Source organism: Cytobacillus sp. FSL R7-0696 (assembly GCF_038006865.1).
Lineage (GTDB): Bacteria > Bacillota > Bacilli > Bacillales > Cytobacillaceae > Cytobacillus > Cytobacillus kochii.
This window is the reverse complement of the sequence record NZ_JBBOWA010000001.1, coordinates 4,454,032-4,474,038: the sequence shown is the minus strand read 5'-3', so window position 1 is coordinate 4,474,038 and position 20,007 is coordinate 4,454,032. Positions and strand designations below refer to the sequence as shown.

Sequence of the window (20,007 nt, the reverse complement as noted above, 5' to 3'; positions counted from 1 at the left end):
GGGCTTATCCTCATACATATTAAAAGTAATTATTAGCAGATTGGAGTTATGAAAATGAGTTTTTTTAAGAAGTTGAAAGAAAAAATCACTTCACAAACGGATACTGTTACAGAGAAATTTAAAGACGGGTTATCAAAGACAAGAGATAATTTCTCTGGTAAAGTTAATGATTTAGTTGCAAGATATCGCAAAGTGGATGAAGATTTCTTTGAAGAATTAGAAGAAATTCTTATCCAAGCAGATGTTGGTTTTGATACTGTCATGACATTAGTAGAAGAATTAAAGATGGAAGTGAAAAGAAAAAATATTCAAGATCCGAAAGAGGTCCATGCAGTTATTTCTGAAAAATTAATTGATATTTATGAAAGAGCAGGCGAATCTTCTGCAGATTTAAATATACAAGACGAGGGTCTAACGGTTATGTTGTTCGTCGGCGTCAATGGTGTGGGGAAAACAACGACAATAGGAAAACTTGCTCATAAGCTAAAAGGGGAAGGGAAAAAGGTCATGTTAGCCGCAGGAGATACGTTCCGTGCTGGGGCGATTGAACAGCTTGAAGTATGGGGCGAAAGAGTCGGGGTTGAAGTAATTAAACAAGGGGCAGGTTCTGACCCTGCTGCAGTGATGTTTGATGCTGTACAGGCAGCAAAGTCAAGAAAAGCAGATGTTCTTATTTGTGATACAGCCGGTCGGCTGCAAAACAAAGTGAATTTAATGAAAGAACTTGAAAAAGTAAAACGTGTCATTGAACGGGAAGTACCAGGTGCACCTCATGAAGTTCTGTTAGCTTTAGATGCGACAACTGGGCAAAACGCAATGGTTCAAGCGAAAACGTTTAAAGAAGCGACAAATGTAACAGGTATTGTTTTAACGAAATTAGACGGAACAGCTAAAGGTGGCATCGTCTTGGCCATTCGAAATGAGTTGGAAATCCCAGTGAAATTAGTTGGTTTAGGTGAGAAAATGGATGATTTACAAACATTCAATGCAGAACAATATGTGTATGGATTATTTGCTGAAATGGTTGAAGCAGAAGAATAAGAATAAGAACAAAGCTCATTGCTGAAGAATGCAATGAGCTTTACTTAATGTAATCGGTTATTTTAAAATGACAGAAGCTTGGCTGACAAATATAGCTTATATATAAGTTGATACACTATAAAAGTCAGTCTATGCTTGACAATTCAGTGTGTGATAGGTAAACTTTACATTGTAAAGGCTTTTCACTTAACAAGGGGGTTTAGAGATGCTTGAAAAAACAACGAGAATGAATTATTTGTATGATTTCTATCAATCGTTGTTAACGCCAAAACAAAGCAGCTATATGTCCCTTTATTATCTTGATGACTACTCCTTAGGTGAAATTGCAGAAGAGTATCACGTGAGCCGTCAGGCAGTTTATGATAACATAAAGCGTACAGAAGCGATGCTTGAGGAATACGAAGAGAAGTTATTATTGTTTCATAAATTTCAAGAGCGCGCTAAAATTATTGCAAAATTAAAGAGTAATTTTCAACCAGAAAGCTTAAAAGAACAATATGAAGCCTTGCTGGAAGAGCTTGAGAAATTAGATTAGGAGGCGGCGTGCATGGCATTTGAAGGTTTAGCCGACCGACTGCAGAATACAATTCAAAAAATCCGTGGAAAAGGAAAAGTAAGTGAAGCGGATGTAAAGGAAATGATGCGTGAAGTTCGCTTAGCATTACTTGAAGCTGATGTTAACTTTAAAGTAGTTAAACAATTCGTCAAAAAGGTAAGCGAACGTGCTGTCGGACAAGATGTAATGAAAAGTCTGACTCCAGGACAACAAGTCATCAAAATTGTTAAAGAAGAATTAACAGAGCTTATGGGCGGCGAACAAAGTAAAATCGCTGTTAGCAATCGTCCACCAACTGTTATTATGATGGTTGGGTTACAAGGGGCAGGTAAGACGACAACAACAGGAAAGCTTGCAAACTTATTAAGGAAGAAATATAACCGTAATCCGATGTTAGTGGCAGCTGATATTTATCGACCAGCGGCTATTAAGCAATTGGAGACATTGGGCAAGCAAATTAATATGCCTGTGTTTTCCTTAGGAGATCAAGTAAGTCCTGTTGAAATTGCCAAACAAGCCATTGCTAAAGCGAAGGAAGACCATCATGATTATGTGCTAATCGATACAGCTGGTCGTTTACATGTGGATGAAACCCTGATGACTGAGCTTAAAGATGTGAAGGACTTGACAAATCCAGACGAAATCTTCCTTGTAGTCGATGCAATGACGGGACAAGATGCTGTTAATGTAGCGTCTAGTTTTAACGAACAGCTCGGGCTCACTGGTGTGGTATTAACTAAATTAGATGGTGATACCCGTGGTGGAGCAGCGCTATCTATTCGCTCAGTCACCGAAACACCGATTAAATTTATTGGACTTGGTGAGAAGTTAGATGCAATTGAAGCTTTTCATCCAGAGAGAATGGCTCAAAGAATTTTAGGTATGGGTGACGTGCTTTCACTTATTGAAAAGGCGCAAGCCAATGTAGATGAGGAAAAAGCGAAAGAGCTAGAAAAGAAAATGCGTACGGCTTCGTTCACACTTGATGATTTTCTAGAGCAACTTGGTCAAGTGAAGACCATGGGACCGCTCGATGAATTATTAAAAATGATGCCTGGTGCAAACAAGGTAAAAGGGCTGAATAACTTAAAAATTGATGATAAACAAATTGCCCATGTTGAAGCCATTATTCAATCAATGACACAAGAAGAAAAAAATCAGCCTGAGATTATTAATGCAGGTAGAAGAAAACGAATTGCAAGAGGTAGTGGACGAACGGTCCCTGAGGTCAATCGCTTACTGAAGCAGTTTGAAGAAATGAAAAAAATGATGAAACAGATGTCAGGAATGCAACAAAAAGGGAAGAAAAAGGGCGGTTTAAAGCTTCCTTTTAACCCTTTTTAATAAAAAAAACTATGTAAAGAAAAAAACCTTTACAAACCAGGGTAGTATCTGATAATATACTATCTTGTGTGAAACTATTCGGAGGTGCTTTAAAAATGGCAGTAAAAATTCGTTTAAAACGTATGGGAGCTAAAAAATCTCCTTTCTATCGTATTGTAGTAGCTGATTCTCGTTCACCACGTGATGGACGTTTCATTGAAACTGTAGGAACTTATAACCCAGTTGCTCAACCAGCAAGTGTTGATATCAATGAAGAACTAGCGCTTAAATGGTTACAAGATGGTGCTAAACCTTCTGATACGGTTCGTAACTTATTCTCAAATGCTGGTATTATGGAAAAATTCCATAATGCAAAGCATGCAAAATAAGTGATTAACTTATGATCAAGGACCTTATCGAGACAATTGTGAAGCCCCTGGTTGATTTTCCTGAAGATATTCAAGTGAGTATTCGTGAAGAAAACCGAGCGGTGACCTATTTGCTTTCTGTCAACAAGAATGACATGGGGAAGGTAATTGGTAAGCAAGGGCGCATTGCAAAAGCGATAAGAACTGTTGTTTATGCAGCAGGTACTTCTCAAGAAAAAAAGATTTTCTTAGAAATTAAATAATCGATTCTATCGATATAGCTGAATAAACAAACATGAGAAAGGAGGGGAGACCCTCCTTTTTTCACCATTAAACAAAATTTTCACATTCTATTATTGAATGGAGGCTGGTTGATCTTGCAAATTATTCAAACGGTTACTGTGAAACAAGTTTTAACTGAAACGAGTAAACAGGAATTATTAAATAACTATGAATGGAAAAAACAGCAACTACAAAAAGAATGTGATCAATTTAAGTTTGAAATGAGAAAGTGGGAGAAGAACCAAAAGGCCCAAAATGGCCATCTTCGCTCCTTTTTTGATAAAGAAATAGAATCAAGAAATGAAAAAATGAAATTACTTGATTTTCAAATAGAGCAGTTACATATGCTTCCACTTGGAAGTGAATTAAAAGAAAAAGAAGTTCAATCGTTAATAACCATCGAAAAGGGAGATAATTGGGAAGAGATCGAAAAAGGAAAAACGATTATCATTAAAGATGGATTGGTTGACGATATCCGCTAGAGGTGAGTATGAAATGGAAACATGGTTTAATGTTGGTAAAATTGTAAATACCCATGGTGTTCGTGGTGAAGTTCGCGTTATTTCTCGAACAGATTTTACAGAAGAACGCTATTCACCAGGAAATAAATTGACCTTATTTATGCCTGATAATAAACAAGGGAGAGAATTAACAGTTTTATCCCACCGCACACATAAGTCTTTTGATTTACTTACTTTTGAAGAGGTTGTCGGTATGCAAGAAGCTGAAAAGCTTAAAGGTGGCATTTTAAAAGTAAATGAATCGCAATTGAGTGCATTAGAAGAAGATGAGTTTTATTATCACGAAATCATTGGGTGTAAAGTCTATACGATGGATGGTGAAGAGCTTGGTGAAATTAAAGAAATTCTTTCACCAGGTGCGAATGATGTTTGGGTGATTAAAGGTAAGCAGAAAAAAGAAATCCTCATTCCTTATATCGCTGATGTCGTAAAGGAAGTAAATATCGCTGATAAGAAGATTATGGTCGATTTGTTAGAAGGGCTATTATAATGAAAATAGATGTACTATCTCTATTTCCAGAAATGTTTGCAGGTGTATTCGGTCACTCTATCTTAAAAAAAGCAAGTGAAGCAGGAGCTGCATCCTATAATGTAGTGAACTTTAGGGAATATGCGGATAATAAACATCAAACAGTCGATGACTATCCCTATGGTGGCGGAGCGGGTATGGTGTTAAAACCACAGCCGATTTTTGATGCTGTCAGTGATATAAAGAGTAAAAGTGATGCAAATCCTCGTGTTATTCTTCTATGTCCTCAAGGGGAAAGGTTTACACAGAAAAAGGCTGAAGAGCTTGCCGAAAGTGAGCATCTTATTTTTATATGTGGACATTATGAAGGTTATGATGAACGGATCCGTGAGCATATTGTAACTGATGAAATTTCCATTGGTGATTATGTATTAACAGGTGGAGAATTAGGAGCAATGGTTGTCATTGACAGTGTGGTGAGATTATTGCCTAATGTTTTAGGAAATCAAGAGTCACATATGAAAGATTCTTTTAGTACTGGGATGCTTGAACACCCTCATTATACGAGACCAGCTGATTTTCGAGGATTGAAAGTCCCGGACGTATTAACCTCAGGAAACCATCTTCATATTGAACAATGGCGACAGAGGGAAACGTTAAAGAGAACGTATCAACGACGTCCTGATTTACTTGAACAAATAGATTTGACTGATGAAGAAAGAAATTGGTTAGAAGAAATAAAAAAAGAACAGATTTAACATTGATGTTCTGCGGATGATATGGTATTATAATCTTTGTGACTTGGGCTTGTTAAAAGTCTTTTGTCTGATAACGATGTTCCGCTGTAACACAAATGGTTTGCATGAGCGTCTTGGGAGGAGTTGAAAACGATGCATAAATTAATTCAAGAAATCACTCAAGAACAACTTCGTTCGGATCTACCTGAATTCCGTCCTGGGGATACTGTACGTGTACACGTTAGTATCGTAGAGGGAACTCGTGAGCGTATCCAAGTATACGAAGGAGTTGTGATTAAGCGTCGTGGTGGTGGAATTAGCGAAACTTTCACAGTTCGTAAGATTTCTTACGGTGTAGGCGTAGAGCGTACATTCCCTGTACACACACCTAAAATTGCGAAGCTTGAAGTAATTCGTCGCGGTAAAGTCCGTCGTGCGAAACTTTACTACCTACGTAACCTACGTGGTAAAAAAGCTCGTATTAAAGAAATTCGATAATCGGTTTAACAAAAGGGATGTAAGTTCAACTTATGTTACCTTAGTTAAAATGAAGAAAGGAGAGCTTGTATTTTTACAAGCTCTTTTTCTATACATATTTCTCATTTCTGATATGATAATAACATACTTATAGGCTGTTTTTTCAGCATTGGTAGGGTGAAGAAGCAGTTTGATTCTACTAAATCAAACAATAGTTCATTGTATAGTTGCATCGTCTACTTCTTTTATGTATAAAATAAGAGTATGTCAATAATCGAGAGAATAAAACGCAACTGTATAAGTGGCTATGCTTTTAAAAGAGAAAGAATGGTGGGGAAACGATGGCTAAGAAGAAAAGTGAATTATGGGAATGGACAAAGGCATTAGTTGTCGCCGTCTTGCTAGCAGCAATTATTAGATATTTTCTTTTTGCACCGATAGTGGTAGACGGATTATCGATGATGCCGACACTGCATGATCAAGACCGAATGATTGTTAATAAATTCAGTTATAAAATTGGAGAGCCTGATCGGTTCGATATCATTGTTTTTCATGCACCAGAAAATAAAGATTATATTAAAAGGGTCATTGGTTTACCTGGAGACAAAATTGAATATAAGGATGATACATTATACGTAAATGGGGAACCTTATGAGGAGCCATATCTTGACGAGTATAAGCAACAAGTAGCTGACGGTCCATTAACAGAGCCATTTACGCTAGAGGAGAAAATCGGCCAAGAAACAGTGCCTGAGGGCCATTTGTTTGTGATGGGTGATAATCGCCGCTTTAGTAAAGATAGCCGTCATATTGGCCCAGTTCCTATGGAAGATGTATTAGGAACTGCTGGAATTATTTATTGGCCGATTGAAGATATTAGATTAATTAAGTAGATTTGAATGAATGATAACATCTAAAACACAATATGGCGCTTAAGGTGATTGCATGATTTCTCTTAACTTAAAGAATGGGTTTATCCTTTTCCTTAAACAAGCGCCATGATTGTGTTTTTTTAGTACGTAGTAGGTAATTTAAATGTTTAATAAAGCGTAAATTTGAAATGTGAATTTAAAGGTGATGATACGTAATGACAATACAATGGTTTCCAGGACATATGGCGAAAGCTAGACGAGAAGTAACTGAGAAGTTAAAGTTAGTCGATATTATTTTTGAATTGGTTGATGCAAGGATTCCTCTATCCTCACGCAATCCAATGATTGAACAGATTATTCAACAAAAGCCTAGATTAGTATTGCTTAATAAAGCAGATATGGCAGATCCTATCCTAACGAAACAGTGGATTGACTATTTTAAAAGCAAAGGGTTAACCGCAATTAGTATTAATTCACAAGATGGCCAGGGTATGAAGGACATTACTCTAGCAGCAAAACAATTACTTCAAGAGAAATTCGACAAGCAAAAAGCAAAGGGAATAAGGCCGCGAGCCATTCGAGCGATGATAGTTGGCATACCTAATGCAGGTAAGTCAACCTTAATTAACCGCCTGGCGAAGAAGAATATCGCCAAAACAGGTAATAAGCCTGGCGTCACGAAGGCACAAAGTTGGATTAAAGTTGGAAAAGAGATGGAGCTACTTGATACGCCAGGAATCTTATGGCCGAAATTCGAAGATCAAGAAATTGGTTTAAAACTTGCATTAACTGGTGCGATCAAAGATACGATTTTAAATCTACAAGATATTGCTGTTTATGCTCTGAGATTTATGACAGAACACTACCCAGAGAAGTTAGTTGAAAGGTATCAATTAAATGAGCTTCCTGAAGAAATCGTAGAACTATTTGATGAAATTGGCCAAAAAAGAGGCTGCTTAGTGAGCGGTGGTACAGTTGATTATGATAAGGTGACAGAGTTAATCATTAGAGAGTTCCGCTCAGAAAAATTTGGTCGCTTAACATTAGAAAGTCCGAAAGATATAATAGAAGAAGAGTAATGTGTTCATGAACGGAAAGAAGAATATAGTAAGTACATTATCCGATTATAAAGGTCTTAATCATAGGCCTTTATTTTTTCGTCCATAAACGCAAATGTTTAAGAATTTGACCAATCTGTCGATGAAATAGGAGAGTGCAGATATGAAATCGATTAAAGAAATAGAGCAATTATTAAAAAATAGTGATAGAGAAGATGACTACATAAAAAAATTAAAATTAGATGAAAGAAAAGGTGTGCAAAAAGCATTAGGACGATGGGAAAAGCAAATAGAAAAACGAGAAGCCTTACTAGAGAAGTACGAGCTTATGCAAAAATATGAAAAGCTATTTAATAGGGAAGGTTATCGGTTGATCGCCGGTATAGATGAGGTAGGGCGAGGACCGTTAGCTGGACCAGTTGTAGCCGCCGCCGTTATTTTACCTGAGAACATTCAGCTTCTAGGTATTGATGATTCAAAAAAACTCTCTGAAGAGAGACGTTTGTATTATTATGAAAGAATTATGGAGGAAGCAACTGCTGTTTCAACATGTATGATTGATCATCATGAGATTGATACAATGAATATTTTAGAGGCATCGAAAAAAGCGATGATACATGCGGTAAATAGTTTACATACTCAACCTGATTTTTTGCTTATTGATGCCGTTAAACTACCCACACCCTACCCGAGTGAATCAATTATAAAAGGTGATAGCAAAAGTATTAGTATTGCTGCTGCATCGGTTGTAGCAAAAGTAGAACGTGACAGGTTGATGAAAGATTATGATCAACAATATCCTGACTATGGATTTGCGAAAAATATGGGCTACGGTACAAAGGAACATTTACGTGCAATTGAAGAAAAAGGAATATCGCCCATTCATCGCCGTAGCTTTGCTCCAGTTAAAGATTTTCTAATTGACAATAGAAGGTGATAAGGTTGGTGAAAGTGAATGAATTAACGCAGGTTTCCAAAGATCCAATAAAAAACCAGCCACTCATGTTACGGCCGGGACAATTGTTAAAGGGCAAAGTTGTAAAGGTGAACGAGGAAAACATGGCTGAAATTCAAATAGGGGCTCAGAAGATTTATGCGAAAACCTCAATCAATCTTATTAACAATAGTGATATTTGGTTTGTGGTGCAAAAGAATGGTGAGGGAGTTAACTTACAAATTATCGATGAAAATCAACTTTTAAAAGGCATATCGCCCCAAGCGATTCTACAAACGATGGGTATAAATGCTACACAAGAAAAGGTTGAGCTCCTTAAATGGTTTCAAAGTCGAGAGATCCCACTTACTCAATCACTTGTAAAATCATTTATTCATTGGATGACAGGGGATACAAAACAAGATATCGCTGTGTTTAATACACTTCTAGATAGACGATTACCATTAACTAAAGAAGTTTTCAACGCCGTACATAGCATGAAAAATGAGCCAACAATCACGTTCGCAATAAACAATCTTCAACATAAGCTTACGCCCTATCTCAATAACGAAACAGCTCAAACACTTGATAACCTTTTAAATAAATTTAACCATCTTTTCAATGATAAAATGTTAACAAGTTTAATGGATGGCTGGCTGAAAAATAGCGTTCAAGCAAAAGAAAGTTTCTCCTTGCTACAAAAGTTAGGTGTATTTTCGTCGAATAGCAGTGAAGCACAAATTATTCAGCAACTGTTATATACCAGTTCAGATGAAAAAAATAAAGCAATATTAACTCTTTTACAAAATATACAAAGCGGGGGATTACAAAAACAAACGGCCCCTTTTTTGCTCACATTAACAAAATTAAATCATGCTTTTTCATATACATGGGAGAGTGGGACTAATTTACAGGCTAGCATAAAAAGTGGAGAAATTACATTGCCTTTAAATGCTAACCAGCTAACAAGTTTAATAAAGGATGGTCTGGCGAAATTATATGACCATCCGTCCACCTCCATGAAGCAAACCTCATTACCACTTGTAGATGTTTATTCACGTATGCAAGAACAACTTCAAGTGCTAGAAAACACAAATAAAAACGCTTTTTCAAAAACGCAACAACTTTTGTATAATATTGCAGAAGAAAACAGGCAACAATTACATAACCCAGTGATGATAAAGAGTGAACTTAAGCACATATTAGCTATATTCGGTTTAACTTATGAACAGCAACTTAATGAAAGACAGCCAATTAACATTCAGGCGATTAAACCACTCATTTTACAGTTGATCAAAGAAATTCAGCAACCTGCACTCACCGAAGCTGCTAAAGAGTTATTAAATAAAATCACTGGGATGCAGTTACTTTCACATGATACAAATGGACTCTCACACTTTGCCCTGCAGTTGCCATTTCCACTAAGCCCATTCAGTAAACTCCTTTCAATGCAGTGGTCAAGTAAAAGGAAAAAGAATGGAGAAATTGATCCAAGTTTCTGTCGGGTGCTATTTCATTTAAATATGGAAACATTGGGTGAGACCTATATAAAGTTGCAGATTCAAAACAGAGTAATTACGATGAATATTTCAACTGAAAACAAAGAACTGCTCCCAGATACGCAGCCTTATGAGGAGCTGATTAAACGTAAATTAAACGAAACGAATTATCAATTAACACAAATTAATTTTTCCGAAATAACAAGTAAAGTGGAAGAGGATAAGAAGGATAAGACGAATATATTACAAATTACAGGTGTGGATATGCGAATATGAATGGACAAAACGCTAAACAAGCAGTTGCCTTAACTTACTCAGAAAAGATGGATGCACCGGTCGTTTCTGCAAAAGGAAAAGGGCTTATTGCAGAAAATATAATAACTGTTGCACAACAGAATGAATTACCGATCCAAGAAGACCCTTCTTTAGTGGAGTTACTAGGAAAATTAAATATGAATGAAAAGATACCTGAAGAGATGTATCAAGTAGTCGCGGAAGTTTTCGCGTTTATTTATCAAGTAGACAAAAAGGCGAAAGACGGAGAAGTGCGAAATAATGGTGTCCGTTCACTGAATCAACAGTAATACTTTTTGACCCATTCAAGTGGAGTATAGTAATTATTCATCTTTTTGAAAAGGCAAAGTAGTTGAAACAATAATATTTTTTTGAAATAGAAAAAATGCGATGAGATAAAGGCTTAAAGCACTTTTTTTGAATAAGTATTGAATCAGCTGATTGAATATTTCAGCTAATACAGTAGACAACTTTTGTCACATTATATAAAATGTAAACGCAGTCTAATTTTTTGAAGAGTTAGTTAGGAGGATGGGAAATGAATATACATGAGTATCAAGGAAAAGAAGTCCTCAGACAATACGGGGTTGCAGTACCAAATGGTAAAGTAGCATTCACTGTTGAAGAAGCAGTAGAAGCCGCAAAAGAATTAGGTACTGACGTTTGTGTTGTAAAGGCGCAAATCCATGCAGGTGGACGTGGAAAAGCTGGCGGAGTAAAAGTAGCTAAAAACTTGGAAGAAGTGCGTACATATGCTGAAGAAATTCTAGGTAAAACGCTTGTTACTCATCAAACAGGACCAGAAGGAAAAGAAGTAAAACGTTTGCTTATTGAAGAAGGTTGCGACATTCAAAAAGAATATTATGTTGGACTAGTTTTAGACCGTGCAACTTCTCGCGTAACGCTAATGGCTTCTGAAGAAGGCGGAACAGAAATTGAAGAAGTAGCAGAAGCTACTCCAGAGAAAATCTTCAAAGAAGAAATTGATCCAGTTGTTGGATTAACAGCGTTCCAAGCACGTCGTATTGCTTTTAATATTAATATCCCTACAAAGCTTGTAAACCAAGCTGTTAAATTTATGATGGGTCTTTATCAAGCATATGTAGAAAAAGATTGTTCAATTGCTGAAATTAACCCATTAGTTGTAACAGGGGACGGTAAAGTAATGGCCCTTGATGCAAAATTAAACTTCGATAGCAACGCATTATATCGTCGTAAAGACATTTTAGAAATGCGTGATTTAGAAGAAGAAGATACAAAAGAAATTGAAGCTTCTAAATATGACTTAAGCTATATCGCACTTGATGGTAACATTGGTTGTATGGTTAACGGTGCGGGCCTTGCTATGTCTACAATGGACATTATCAAGCATTATGGCGGCGATCCGGCAAACTTCCTTGATGTTGGGGGCGGTGCGACTGCTGAGAAAGTAACTGAAGCATTCAAAATTATCCTTTCTGATGAAAATGTTAAAGGTATTTTCGTTAATATCTTTGGCGGAATTATGAAATGTGATGTTATTGCTACAGGTGTTGTTGAAGCGGCTAAACAAGTTGGATTAGAAGTTCCTCTAGTTGTACGTTTAGAAGGTACAAATGTGGACTTAGGTAAGAAAATTCTTGCTGAATCTGATGTTGAAATCGTTGCAGCAGACTCTATGGCTGACGGAGCGCAAAAAATCGTATCACTTGTAGGATAAGACCTATAGGTAGATGACGAAAAAAAGTGATAATGGGCATCGTGCCTTAGTTATTATTTTTGAGATACGGAAATCAGGAAGGAGAAAAAAACATGAGCGTATTTATTAATAAAGATACAAAAGTGATTGTACAAGGAATTACCGGTTCAACTGCGCTATTCCATACAAAACAAATGCTTGAATATGGTACTAAAATTGTCGGCGGTGTGACTCCTGGTAAGGGTGGCATGGAAGTTGAAGGTGTACCTGTTTTTAATACTGTGAAAGAAGCTGTTGAAGCAACTGGTGCGACTGCATCTGTTATCTATGTTCCAGCACCTTTTGCTGCAGATTCAATCATGGAAGCAACTGATGCTGAATTAGATCTTGCTATCTGTATCACAGAACACATTCCAGTACTTGATATGGTGAAAGTGAAACGTTACATGGAAGGTAAGAAAACGCGTCTAGTTGGACCTAACTGTCCTGGTGTTATTACAGCAGATGAATGTAAAATTGGTATTATGCCAGGTTACATTCATAAAAAAGGTCATGTGGGCGTAGTTTCACGTTCTGGTACATTAACTTATGAAGCAGTGCACCAATTATCAGAAGCTGGAATTGGACAAACAACTGCAGTAGGTATTGGTGGAGATCCTGTTAATGGTACAAACTTCATCGATGTACTAAAAGAGTTTAATAATGACCCTGAAACTTATGCAGTTATCATGATTGGTGAAATCGGTGGTACTGCAGAAGAAGAAGCTGCTGAGTGGGTAAAAGCGAACATGACTAAGCCTGTTGTTGGCTTTATTGGTGGTCGTACAGCGCCTCCAGGAAAACGTATGGGCCATGCTGGTGCGATTATTTCTGGTGGTAAAGGAACAGCTGATGAAAAAATCCGTGTAATGAATGAATGCGGAATACAAGTAGCTGATACACCTTCAGTAATGGGTGAAACACTTATTAAAGTGTTAAAAGAAACTGATCTTTATGATAAATGTAAAACGCATTAATTAATAGATGAAGTCCCCTTTATAAAGAAGGGGACTTTATTAAATAAAATAATTTTCTTAAAATTTAGAAAAAGGAGTGTGTTCTTATGAATGATTTGATGACAACTAAACTACTCGCTCTCCATCATTGTCAATCTGTATCGTGGAAAACGTTATATCAAATTGTAAAAGCAGATCCCACCCTTTCCTCCATCTCTTTTCAGCGACCAAACCCTCTCCCTTATTTTCACTTCCTAACTGCAAATACGAGAAATAAAATTAATGATGAGATGCTTACCTTAAACATGGAAGAGCTACTTTCACAATATGTGAACAATGACATACAAATCATTTCTATTATGGATGAAAATTATCCTAAGCTTTTGAGGGAAACGTATCAGCCACCTTGGTTTCTCTATGCAAAAGGAGACTTGTCGTTACTAAATATGAAACCAATTCTTTCTGTTGTCGGAAGTCGAAATATGACTGAATACGGGGCGAGAGTAATCGAAGAAATTTTTCCCACACTCATAAAAAGAGGATTTATTATCGCAAGTGGTTTAGCAAAAGGAGTAGATGCCCATGCTCATAAGGTAGCTATGCACTTGAGTGGGCAAACGATTGGTGTATTGGGAAGTGGATTTTTTAATATGTATCCAACAAGTAACCGCCATTTATTTCAGCAAATGTCTCGTAATCATCTTGTGTTATCAGAGTACCCACCGCATACAAAAGCGGAAAGATGGCATTTTCCAATGAGAAATCGCATAATTAGTGGTATTAGCCGTGCGACTTTAGTCATTGAGGCAAAAAGGAAAAGCGGTTCTCTTATTACTGCTAACTTTGCTGTTCAAGAAGGTAGAGATGTGTTTGCGGTACCAGGAGGCATTCTTTCCCCTTTTTTCTCCGGAACGAATGAACTGATTCAAAATGGTGCGAAATTAATACTTTCAGCGGAAGATATTATAGAAGAGCTGGTATATTAGGGGCAAAAATCATAAATTTTACAGGAATTTTTATGAAAAAGGTTGAAATTATTGAAAAACTGTTATACATTTTGCTTCAGAAGTTTGTTTGTATGACAACAAATGGAGAGGCGATAGTAGCGGTTTAGATTTGACAAAGCTAAATAAATTGATTAATAATAGTGGATATTTCGAAGAACAAATATGATTGAGCATTTAAATAAGTAGAAAATGGTCAATAAATAACAATAAACATTTATCTAAAATGAAAGAAACAGCGGGTTTAGCAAATTTATTCCCTCTTGAGGAGGACAACTGGATGTCAGATTTTCTAGTAATCGTAGAATCCCCAGCTAAAGCAAAAACAATAGAAAGATACTTGGGGAAAAAATATAAAGTGAAAGCATCCATGGGGCATGTAAGGGATTTACCTAAGAGCCAGACGGGTGTAGATGTAGAGAATAATTATGAACCAAAATATATAACGATTCGAGGTAAGGGACCAGTACTAAAAGAGTTAAAAACAGCTGCAAAAAAAGCGAAGAAAATTTATCTCGCAGCTGACCCCGATCGCGAAGGAGAAGCAATTGCATGGCATTTGGCGCATAGCTTAGATATGGATATTGATTCAAAATGCCGTGTTGTATTTAATGAAATCACAAAAGATGCCATTAAAGAATCTTTTAAACATCCAAGAGCGATTAATATGGATTTAGTTGATGCCCAGCAAGCAAGAAGAATGCTAGATAGGTTAGTGGGCTATAATATTAGTCCACTACTATGGAAAAAGGTTAAAAAGGGGCTTAGCGCCGGTCGTGTACAATCAATTGCCGTTCGTTTAATCCTTGATAGAGAAAAGGAAATTAACAAATTCGAGCCAGAAGAATATTGGAGCATAGATGGAGAATTTGTCAAAGGTAAATCTACGTTTGATGCAAGCTTTTTTGCTCTAAATGGTAAAAAGTTTGAGTTGAAATCTGAAGAAGATGTGCAATCCGTTTTAAAAGAGTTAAAGAATAATGAGTTTGAAGTAACAGATGTAACGAAAAAGGAGAGAAAGAGAAATCCTGCAGTTCCTTTTACTACATCTTCTCTTCAACAGGAAGCAGCAAGAAAATTAAATTTCCGTGCAAAGAAAACAATGATGCTTGCTCAGCAGCTTTACGAAGGTATCGATTTGGGAAAAGAAGGTACAATTGGATTAATTACTTATATGAGAACGGATTCTACGAGAGTATCTGAAGTTGCTCAAAGTGAAGCAGTGGATTATATTACAAACCATTATGGCAAAGAGTATTTGCCAGCATCAAAAAGAAAAGAAAAGAAAAACGCTAATGCTCAAGATGCACATGAAGCCATCCGACCTACCAGTATATTAAGGGAACCGAATTCGCTGAAAGAGCATCTTTCAAGAGATCAGCTTCGTTTATATCGTTTAATCTGGGAACGTTTTACTGCTAGTCAAATGGCTCCTGCCATAATGGATACAATGAGTGTTGATTTAATCAACGGTCAAGTGACCTTTAGAGCAAACGGTTCAAAGATTAAATTCCCTGGGTTTATGAAAGTATATGTCGAAGGAACAGATGATCAGACGGAAGAAAAATCTAATATGCTTCCTAATTTAAAAGTGGGAGATAAAGTCGTTAAGAAGGATATCGAACCGAAACAACACTTTACGCAACCACCTCCAAGATATACAGAAGCAAGGTTAGTCAAAACGCTTGAAGAACTAGGTATAGGTAGACCTTCAACTTTTGCACCGACGCTAGATACCATTCAGAAGCGCGGCTATGTCACATTAGATAATAAACGTTTTGTGCCAACTGAATTAGGAGAAGTCGTTTCCGTACTATTAATGGAGTTTTTCCCTGAGATATTAGATGTGGAATTTACTGCAAAAATGGAACAAGATCTGGATTATATTGAAGAGGGAAAAGAAAATTGGGTTAAAATTATTGATGAGTTTTATCAAGGTTTTGAAAAACGTTTAGAAGTAGCAGAGAAAGAAATGCAGGAAATAGAAATTAAAGACGAACCTGCGGGTGAAGATTGTGAACAATGTGGAAGCCCGATGGTATACAAAATGGGACGCTATGGCAAGTTTATGGCTTGCAGTAACTTTCCAGAGTGCCGCAATACAAAGGCAATTGTGAAGGAAATCGGTGTGAAATGCCCTACTTGTAAAGAAGGTAATATCATCGAGAGAAAAAGTAAAAAACGCCGTATCTTTTATGGTTGTGACCGCTACCCTGAGTGTGAGTTTATTTCATGGGATAAGCCGATAGCAAGAAGCTGTCCAAAATGTGAATCACTACTTGTTGAGAAAAAACTGAAAAAGGGTGTACAAGTACAGTGTGTTGAATGTGACTATAAAGAAGAGAAACAAGGATAAATTGAAGTGAGTAACGGTTTGCTCATTTCTAATAAAAAAGTATAGAGAGACACAGAAACGAACAATTATTAATTATTTTCATTAATTGTTCGTTTTGTTTTATATTTAAAGGCGTTTTTTGTCAAAAAAAGATTTGAAGGAGTATTTTCTAGGGGGGATAGGAGTTTAACTGAATGGAGTGATGTGAATGTGAAAGTAAAGAATAAATCGTCATTGCTATTTTATAAAATTACTAACTATTAAATCTCGTTTAACTGTTCTATATCAGCAATGATGAATGATGGAATCAAAAAACAATTTGAAGCTTTTGTGAATAGTAAAAGATGAAATGTTATCAAATGAGATGATAAAAATGCGATTGAATTGGTAAAAATGGTTAAGAGGCTGAAAGCAATAACATCATGTATTATTTGAAAAAACATTAAAATCACACAGTGGATGGACAAATGATGTTCTAAGATGGACAACGATTAAAAAAATACTTTATGCTTTCAAATTTTTTTGTAATATTGTACAATGCAATTTGGGATTAAAAGATTACACTCGTTTATGATTTAGTTAAAACGAACAATTAAATGAATGATATAAATTATTTTACAATAAGTAAGGAGAATTAAATAATGACTGAACAGGTAGTAAACGTAGTTGGGGCTGGGTTAGCTGGAAGTGAAGCCGCTTGGCAAATTGCTAAACGAGGCATTCAAGTACGCTTATATGAAATGAGACCAGTTAGACAAACAGCAGCTCACCATACAGATAAATTTGCTGAATTAGTTTGTAGTAATTCTTTAAGAGCCAACAATTTAACGAATGCTGTAGGTGTATTAAAAGAAGAAATGAGACAACTAGATTCTGTAATTATTTCTTCAGCAGATGATAGTGCGGTTCCTGCAGGTGGTGCTTTAGCTGTTGACCGCCATGACTTCGCTGCAAGGGTAACTGAAGCAGTGAAGAATCATCCGAATGTGACAGTAATAAATGAGGAAGTAACGGATATTCCTGAAGGGATTACTGTTATTGCGACAGGCCCATTAACAAGTGAATTACTTTCTGAGAAACTACGTGAACTGTCTGGGGAAGATTATCTTTATTTTTATGATGCAGCGGCACCAATTATCGAAAAAGATTCCATTAATATGGATAAAGTCTATTTGAAATCTCGATATGATAAAGGGGAAGCAGCTTATTTAAATTGTCCGATGAACGAGGAAGAGTTCAATGTTTTTTACGAAGCGTTAATTAATGCTGAAACTGTGCCGTTAAAAGAATTTGAGAAAGAAATCTTTTTTGAAGGTTGTATGCCTATCGAAGTTATGGCATCTCGTGGGAAGAAAACAATGCTCTTTGGACCGATGAAACCTGTTGGTTTAGAGGATCCTAAAACAGGGAAGAGGCCATATGCTGTTGTCCAATTACGTCAAGATGATGCAGCAGGTACACTATATAATATTGTTGGATTCCAAACGCATCTAAAATGGGGGCCACAAAAAGAGGTCCTTCGTTTAATACCAGGCTTAGAAAATGCTGAAATTGTAAGATACGGTGTTATGCATAGAAATACTTTTATTAATTCTCCTAAAGTGCTTAAATCAACTTATCAATTTAAGAATAGAGAATCTTTATTCTTTGCTGGGCAAATGACTGGCGTAGAAGGATATGTTGAATCAGCTGCTAGTGGGTTAATTGCAGGGATTAATGCTGCCCGTCTTGTGAAGGGCCAAGAAACAGTAGAGTTTCCGATTGAGACTGCTATTGGGAGTATGGCAAGATATATTGCTAACGCCAATCCAAAGAATTTCCAGCCTATGAATGCCAATTTTGGTTTATTCCCAGAGTTAGAAAAAAGAATTAAAGGTAAGCAGGAGAGAAATGAACAACATGCTAATCGAGCATTAGAGACAATTCAGAACTTTGTGAAAAATATGTAAATTTTCTTGCGTGGGTTGCTTAAATATGATAGTATGATGAAGCCCTTGTGAGGTGAGTACAAAAAATGAGCGAAAATGTGAACATTTCTTTAAAGTTATTTATCGAATATTTACAAATCGAAAAGAATTATTCACAATATACAATTGAGCATTATCAGACGGATATAAAAGGATTTTTTATGTTCATGGCTGAACAAGGTTTGAAAAAGTTAAATGATGTCGAATATATGGATGTTCGATTATTTCTAACAAAGCTTTATCAAGAAGGTTTAGCTCGAAAGACAATTGCTCGTAAAATTTCCTGCTTAAGAAGCTTTTTTAAGTTATTGGTACGAGAAGGTATGGTTAACGATAATCCTTTCCAATTAACATCCATCCCAAAAGGTGATAAAAGACTGCCGCAGTTTTTTTATGAAGAAGAGATGGAACAACTCTTTAATAGTGTAGAGGTAGATACAGCACTTGGCCAAAGGAATATGGCGATTTTAGAAGTGATGTATGCAACAGGCATAAGGGTAGCTGAATGTGCTTCTATACAGCTAAGTGATATTGATTTGGATATTTCCGTAATTCTTATTCATGGAAAAGGGAAAAAAGATCGATACATACCATTCGGAAGCTTTGCTCACGATGCTCTTTTAAAATATTGTCATGATGGACGTCTAAAACTCCAAAAAGAGAAGAGCAACCATTTATTTTTAAACCACCGTGGTGGCGCATTAACTGACCGCGGTATAAGAGGTATATTAAATAAATTGATTGAAAAGTCGTCTCTAGAAGGTGGCATCCATCCCCATAAGATTAGGCATTCATTTGCTACACATTTAATGTCAAATGGGGCTGATATGAGAACAGTTCAAGAGCTTTTAGGTCATGCTTTTCTTTCATCAACGCAAATTTACACACATGTTACACCTGATTACTTGAAAAAGACATATAATCAGTATCATCCTAGAGCATAGATTTTAAAGAAGTTTAACTATATGATGGATAAACGAATAGTCATACTCATATATAGTCTATAGTGGATTATTAACATACTCCAAAAGGAGGAATAAACATGTCACAATTTCATGCAACAACAATTTTTGCAGTACAACACAATGGCGAATATGCAATGGCTGGAGATGGACAGGTTACATTTGGTGAATCGGTTGTCATGAAGCATACTGCAAGAAAGGTAAGAAAGCTTGCAAATGGCAAAGTGATTGCCGGATTTGCAGGGTCTGTTGCCGACGCATTTACTTTATTCGAGAAGTTCGAAGGAAAGCTTGAAGAATATAATGGTAACTTGCAGAGAGCGGCTGTAGAGCTTGCTAAAGAGTGGAGAAGCGATAAGGTTCTTCGGAAACTTGAAGCGCTTTTAATTGTTATGAATAAAGACGGTTTATTGCTCGTATCAGGAACAGGTGAAGTCATTGAACCTGACGATGGTGTACTAGCAATCGGTTCAGGTGGTAACTATGCATTAGCAGCAGGTCGATCTTTAAAGAGATTTGCAGGTGAACATTTAACAGCTCGGGAAATTGCAAAAGCTTCGCTTGAAATGGCTGCAGAAATTTGTGTATATACTAACCACAATATTATTGTGGAAGAACTGTAAAACAAAGGAGTG

The 20,007-nt window shown here is 36.5% G+C and carries 21 protein-coding genes; all 21 read left to right on the top strand.

Annotation, left to right across the window (positions count from 1 at the left end; translation table 11 throughout):
• Positions 1 to 54 precede the first annotated feature (54 nt).
• On the top strand, positions 55 to 1,041 hold the full coding sequence (ftsY, locus tag MKX29_RS22755) for a signal recognition particle-docking protein FtsY (protein ID WP_251161463.1): 987 nt from the start codon (positions 55 to 57) through the stop codon (positions 1,039 to 1,041).
• 205 nt (positions 1,042 to 1,246) lie between these two features.
• A complete protein-coding gene (locus tag MKX29_RS22750; protein WP_095369555.1) occupies positions 1,247 to 1,576 on the top strand; it encodes a putative DNA-binding protein in 330 nt (109 codons plus the stop codon).
• A 12-nt stretch (positions 1,577 to 1,588) separates the two neighbouring features.
• Positions 1,589 to 2,941, top strand: coding sequence for a signal recognition particle protein (gene ffh, locus MKX29_RS22745; RefSeq protein WP_341107944.1), 1,353 nt, complete (start codon positions 1,589 to 1,591; stop codon positions 2,939 to 2,941).
• A 95-nt stretch (positions 2,942 to 3,036) separates the two neighbouring features.
• Positions 3,037 to 3,309 (top strand): 30S ribosomal protein S16, encoded by a 273-nt coding sequence (gene rpsP / locus MKX29_RS22740; protein WP_095369553.1) that lies wholly within the window; start codon positions 3,037 to 3,039, stop codon positions 3,307 to 3,309.
• Positions 3,310 to 3,323: 14 nt separating this feature from the next.
• Positions 3,324 to 3,551: a KH domain-containing protein gene (locus MKX29_RS22735; protein WP_095373476.1), complete on the top strand. Its 228-nt coding sequence runs from the start codon at positions 3,324 to 3,326 to the stop codon at positions 3,549 to 3,551.
• Positions 3,552 to 3,665: 114 nt separating this feature from the next.
• Positions 3,666 to 4,052: a YlqD family protein gene (locus tag MKX29_RS22730; RefSeq protein ID WP_095369552.1), complete on the top strand. Its 387-nt coding sequence runs from the start codon at positions 3,666 to 3,668 to the stop codon at positions 4,050 to 4,052.
• A 13-nt stretch (positions 4,053 to 4,065) separates the two neighbouring features.
• The gene (rimM, locus tag MKX29_RS22725; RefSeq protein ID WP_224938585.1) at positions 4,066 to 4,581 is read left to right on the top strand and encodes a ribosome maturation factor RimM; all 516 of its coding nucleotides are present in this window, start codon (positions 4,066 to 4,068) and stop codon (positions 4,579 to 4,581) included.
• A complete protein-coding gene (trmD, locus tag MKX29_RS22720) occupies positions 4,581 to 5,318 on the top strand; it encodes a tRNA (guanosine(37)-N1)-methyltransferase TrmD (RefSeq protein WP_224938586.1) in 738 nt (245 codons plus the stop codon). The genes rimM and trmD overlap by 1 nt, the downstream gene beginning before the upstream one ends.
• A 132-nt stretch (positions 5,319 to 5,450) precedes the next feature.
• Positions 5,451 to 5,795, top strand: a complete 345-nt coding sequence (rplS, locus tag MKX29_RS22715) for a 50S ribosomal protein L19 (protein WP_095369549.1) — start codon at positions 5,451 to 5,453, stop codon at positions 5,793 to 5,795.
• Positions 5,796 to 6,115: 320 nt separating this feature from the next.
• Entirely contained in the window at positions 6,116 to 6,667 is a 552-nt protein-coding gene (gene lepB / locus MKX29_RS22710; protein ID WP_095369548.1) for a signal peptidase I, read from the top strand.
• A 194-nt stretch (positions 6,668 to 6,861) separates the two neighbouring features.
• On the top strand, positions 6,862 to 7,725 hold the full coding sequence (gene ylqF / locus MKX29_RS22705; RefSeq protein WP_224938587.1) for a ribosome biogenesis GTPase YlqF: 864 nt from the start codon (positions 6,862 to 6,864) through the stop codon (positions 7,723 to 7,725).
• 142 nt (positions 7,726 to 7,867) lie between these two features.
• The gene (locus tag MKX29_RS22700) at positions 7,868 to 8,641 is read left to right on the top strand and encodes a ribonuclease HII (protein WP_341107940.1); all 774 of its coding nucleotides are present in this window, start codon (positions 7,868 to 7,870) and stop codon (positions 8,639 to 8,641) included.
• A gap of 8 nt (positions 8,642 to 8,649) precedes the next feature.
• Positions 8,650 to 10,413 (top strand): hypothetical protein, encoded by a 1,764-nt coding sequence (locus MKX29_RS22695; RefSeq protein WP_341107937.1) that lies wholly within the window; start codon positions 8,650 to 8,652, stop codon positions 10,411 to 10,413.
• Positions 10,410 to 10,721, top strand: coding sequence for an EscU/YscU/HrcU family type III secretion system export apparatus switch protein (locus tag MKX29_RS22690; protein WP_341107935.1), 312 nt, complete (start codon positions 10,410 to 10,412; stop codon positions 10,719 to 10,721). The genes MKX29_RS22695 and MKX29_RS22690 overlap by 4 nt, the downstream gene beginning before the upstream one ends.
• A gap of 248 nt (positions 10,722 to 10,969) precedes the next feature.
• The gene (gene sucC / locus MKX29_RS22685) at positions 10,970 to 12,130 is read left to right on the top strand and encodes an ADP-forming succinate--CoA ligase subunit beta (RefSeq protein WP_095369543.1); all 1,161 of its coding nucleotides are present in this window, start codon (positions 10,970 to 10,972) and stop codon (positions 12,128 to 12,130) included.
• A 92-nt stretch (positions 12,131 to 12,222) separates the two neighbouring features.
• Positions 12,223 to 13,125, top strand: a complete 903-nt coding sequence (sucD, locus tag MKX29_RS22680) for a succinate--CoA ligase subunit alpha (protein WP_095369542.1) — start codon at positions 12,223 to 12,225, stop codon at positions 13,123 to 13,125.
• A gap of 86 nt (positions 13,126 to 13,211) precedes the next feature.
• Positions 13,212 to 14,090: a DNA-processing protein DprA gene (dprA, locus tag MKX29_RS22675; RefSeq protein WP_341107932.1), complete on the top strand. Its 879-nt coding sequence runs from the start codon at positions 13,212 to 13,214 to the stop codon at positions 14,088 to 14,090.
• A gap of 298 nt (positions 14,091 to 14,388) precedes the next feature.
• On the top strand, positions 14,389 to 16,464 hold the full coding sequence (gene topA / locus MKX29_RS22670; RefSeq protein WP_224938592.1) for a type I DNA topoisomerase: 2,076 nt from the start codon (positions 14,389 to 14,391) through the stop codon (positions 16,462 to 16,464).
• 620 nt (positions 16,465 to 17,084) lie between these two features.
• Positions 17,085 to 18,392 (top strand): FADH(2)-oxidizing methylenetetrahydrofolate--tRNA-(uracil(54)-C(5))-methyltransferase TrmFO, encoded by a 1,308-nt coding sequence (trmFO, locus tag MKX29_RS22665; protein WP_224938593.1) that lies wholly within the window; start codon positions 17,085 to 17,087, stop codon positions 18,390 to 18,392.
• Between the two features lie 65 nt (positions 18,393 to 18,457).
• Positions 18,458 to 19,354, top strand: coding sequence for a tyrosine recombinase XerC (xerC, locus tag MKX29_RS22660; RefSeq protein ID WP_095369539.1), 897 nt, complete (start codon positions 18,458 to 18,460; stop codon positions 19,352 to 19,354).
• Positions 19,355 to 19,452: 98 nt separating this feature from the next.
• Positions 19,453 to 19,995, top strand: a complete 543-nt coding sequence (gene hslV, locus MKX29_RS22655) for an ATP-dependent protease subunit HslV (RefSeq protein ID WP_095369538.1) — start codon at positions 19,453 to 19,455, stop codon at positions 19,993 to 19,995.
• The last annotated feature ends 12 nt before the right edge of the window (positions 19,996 to 20,007 follow it).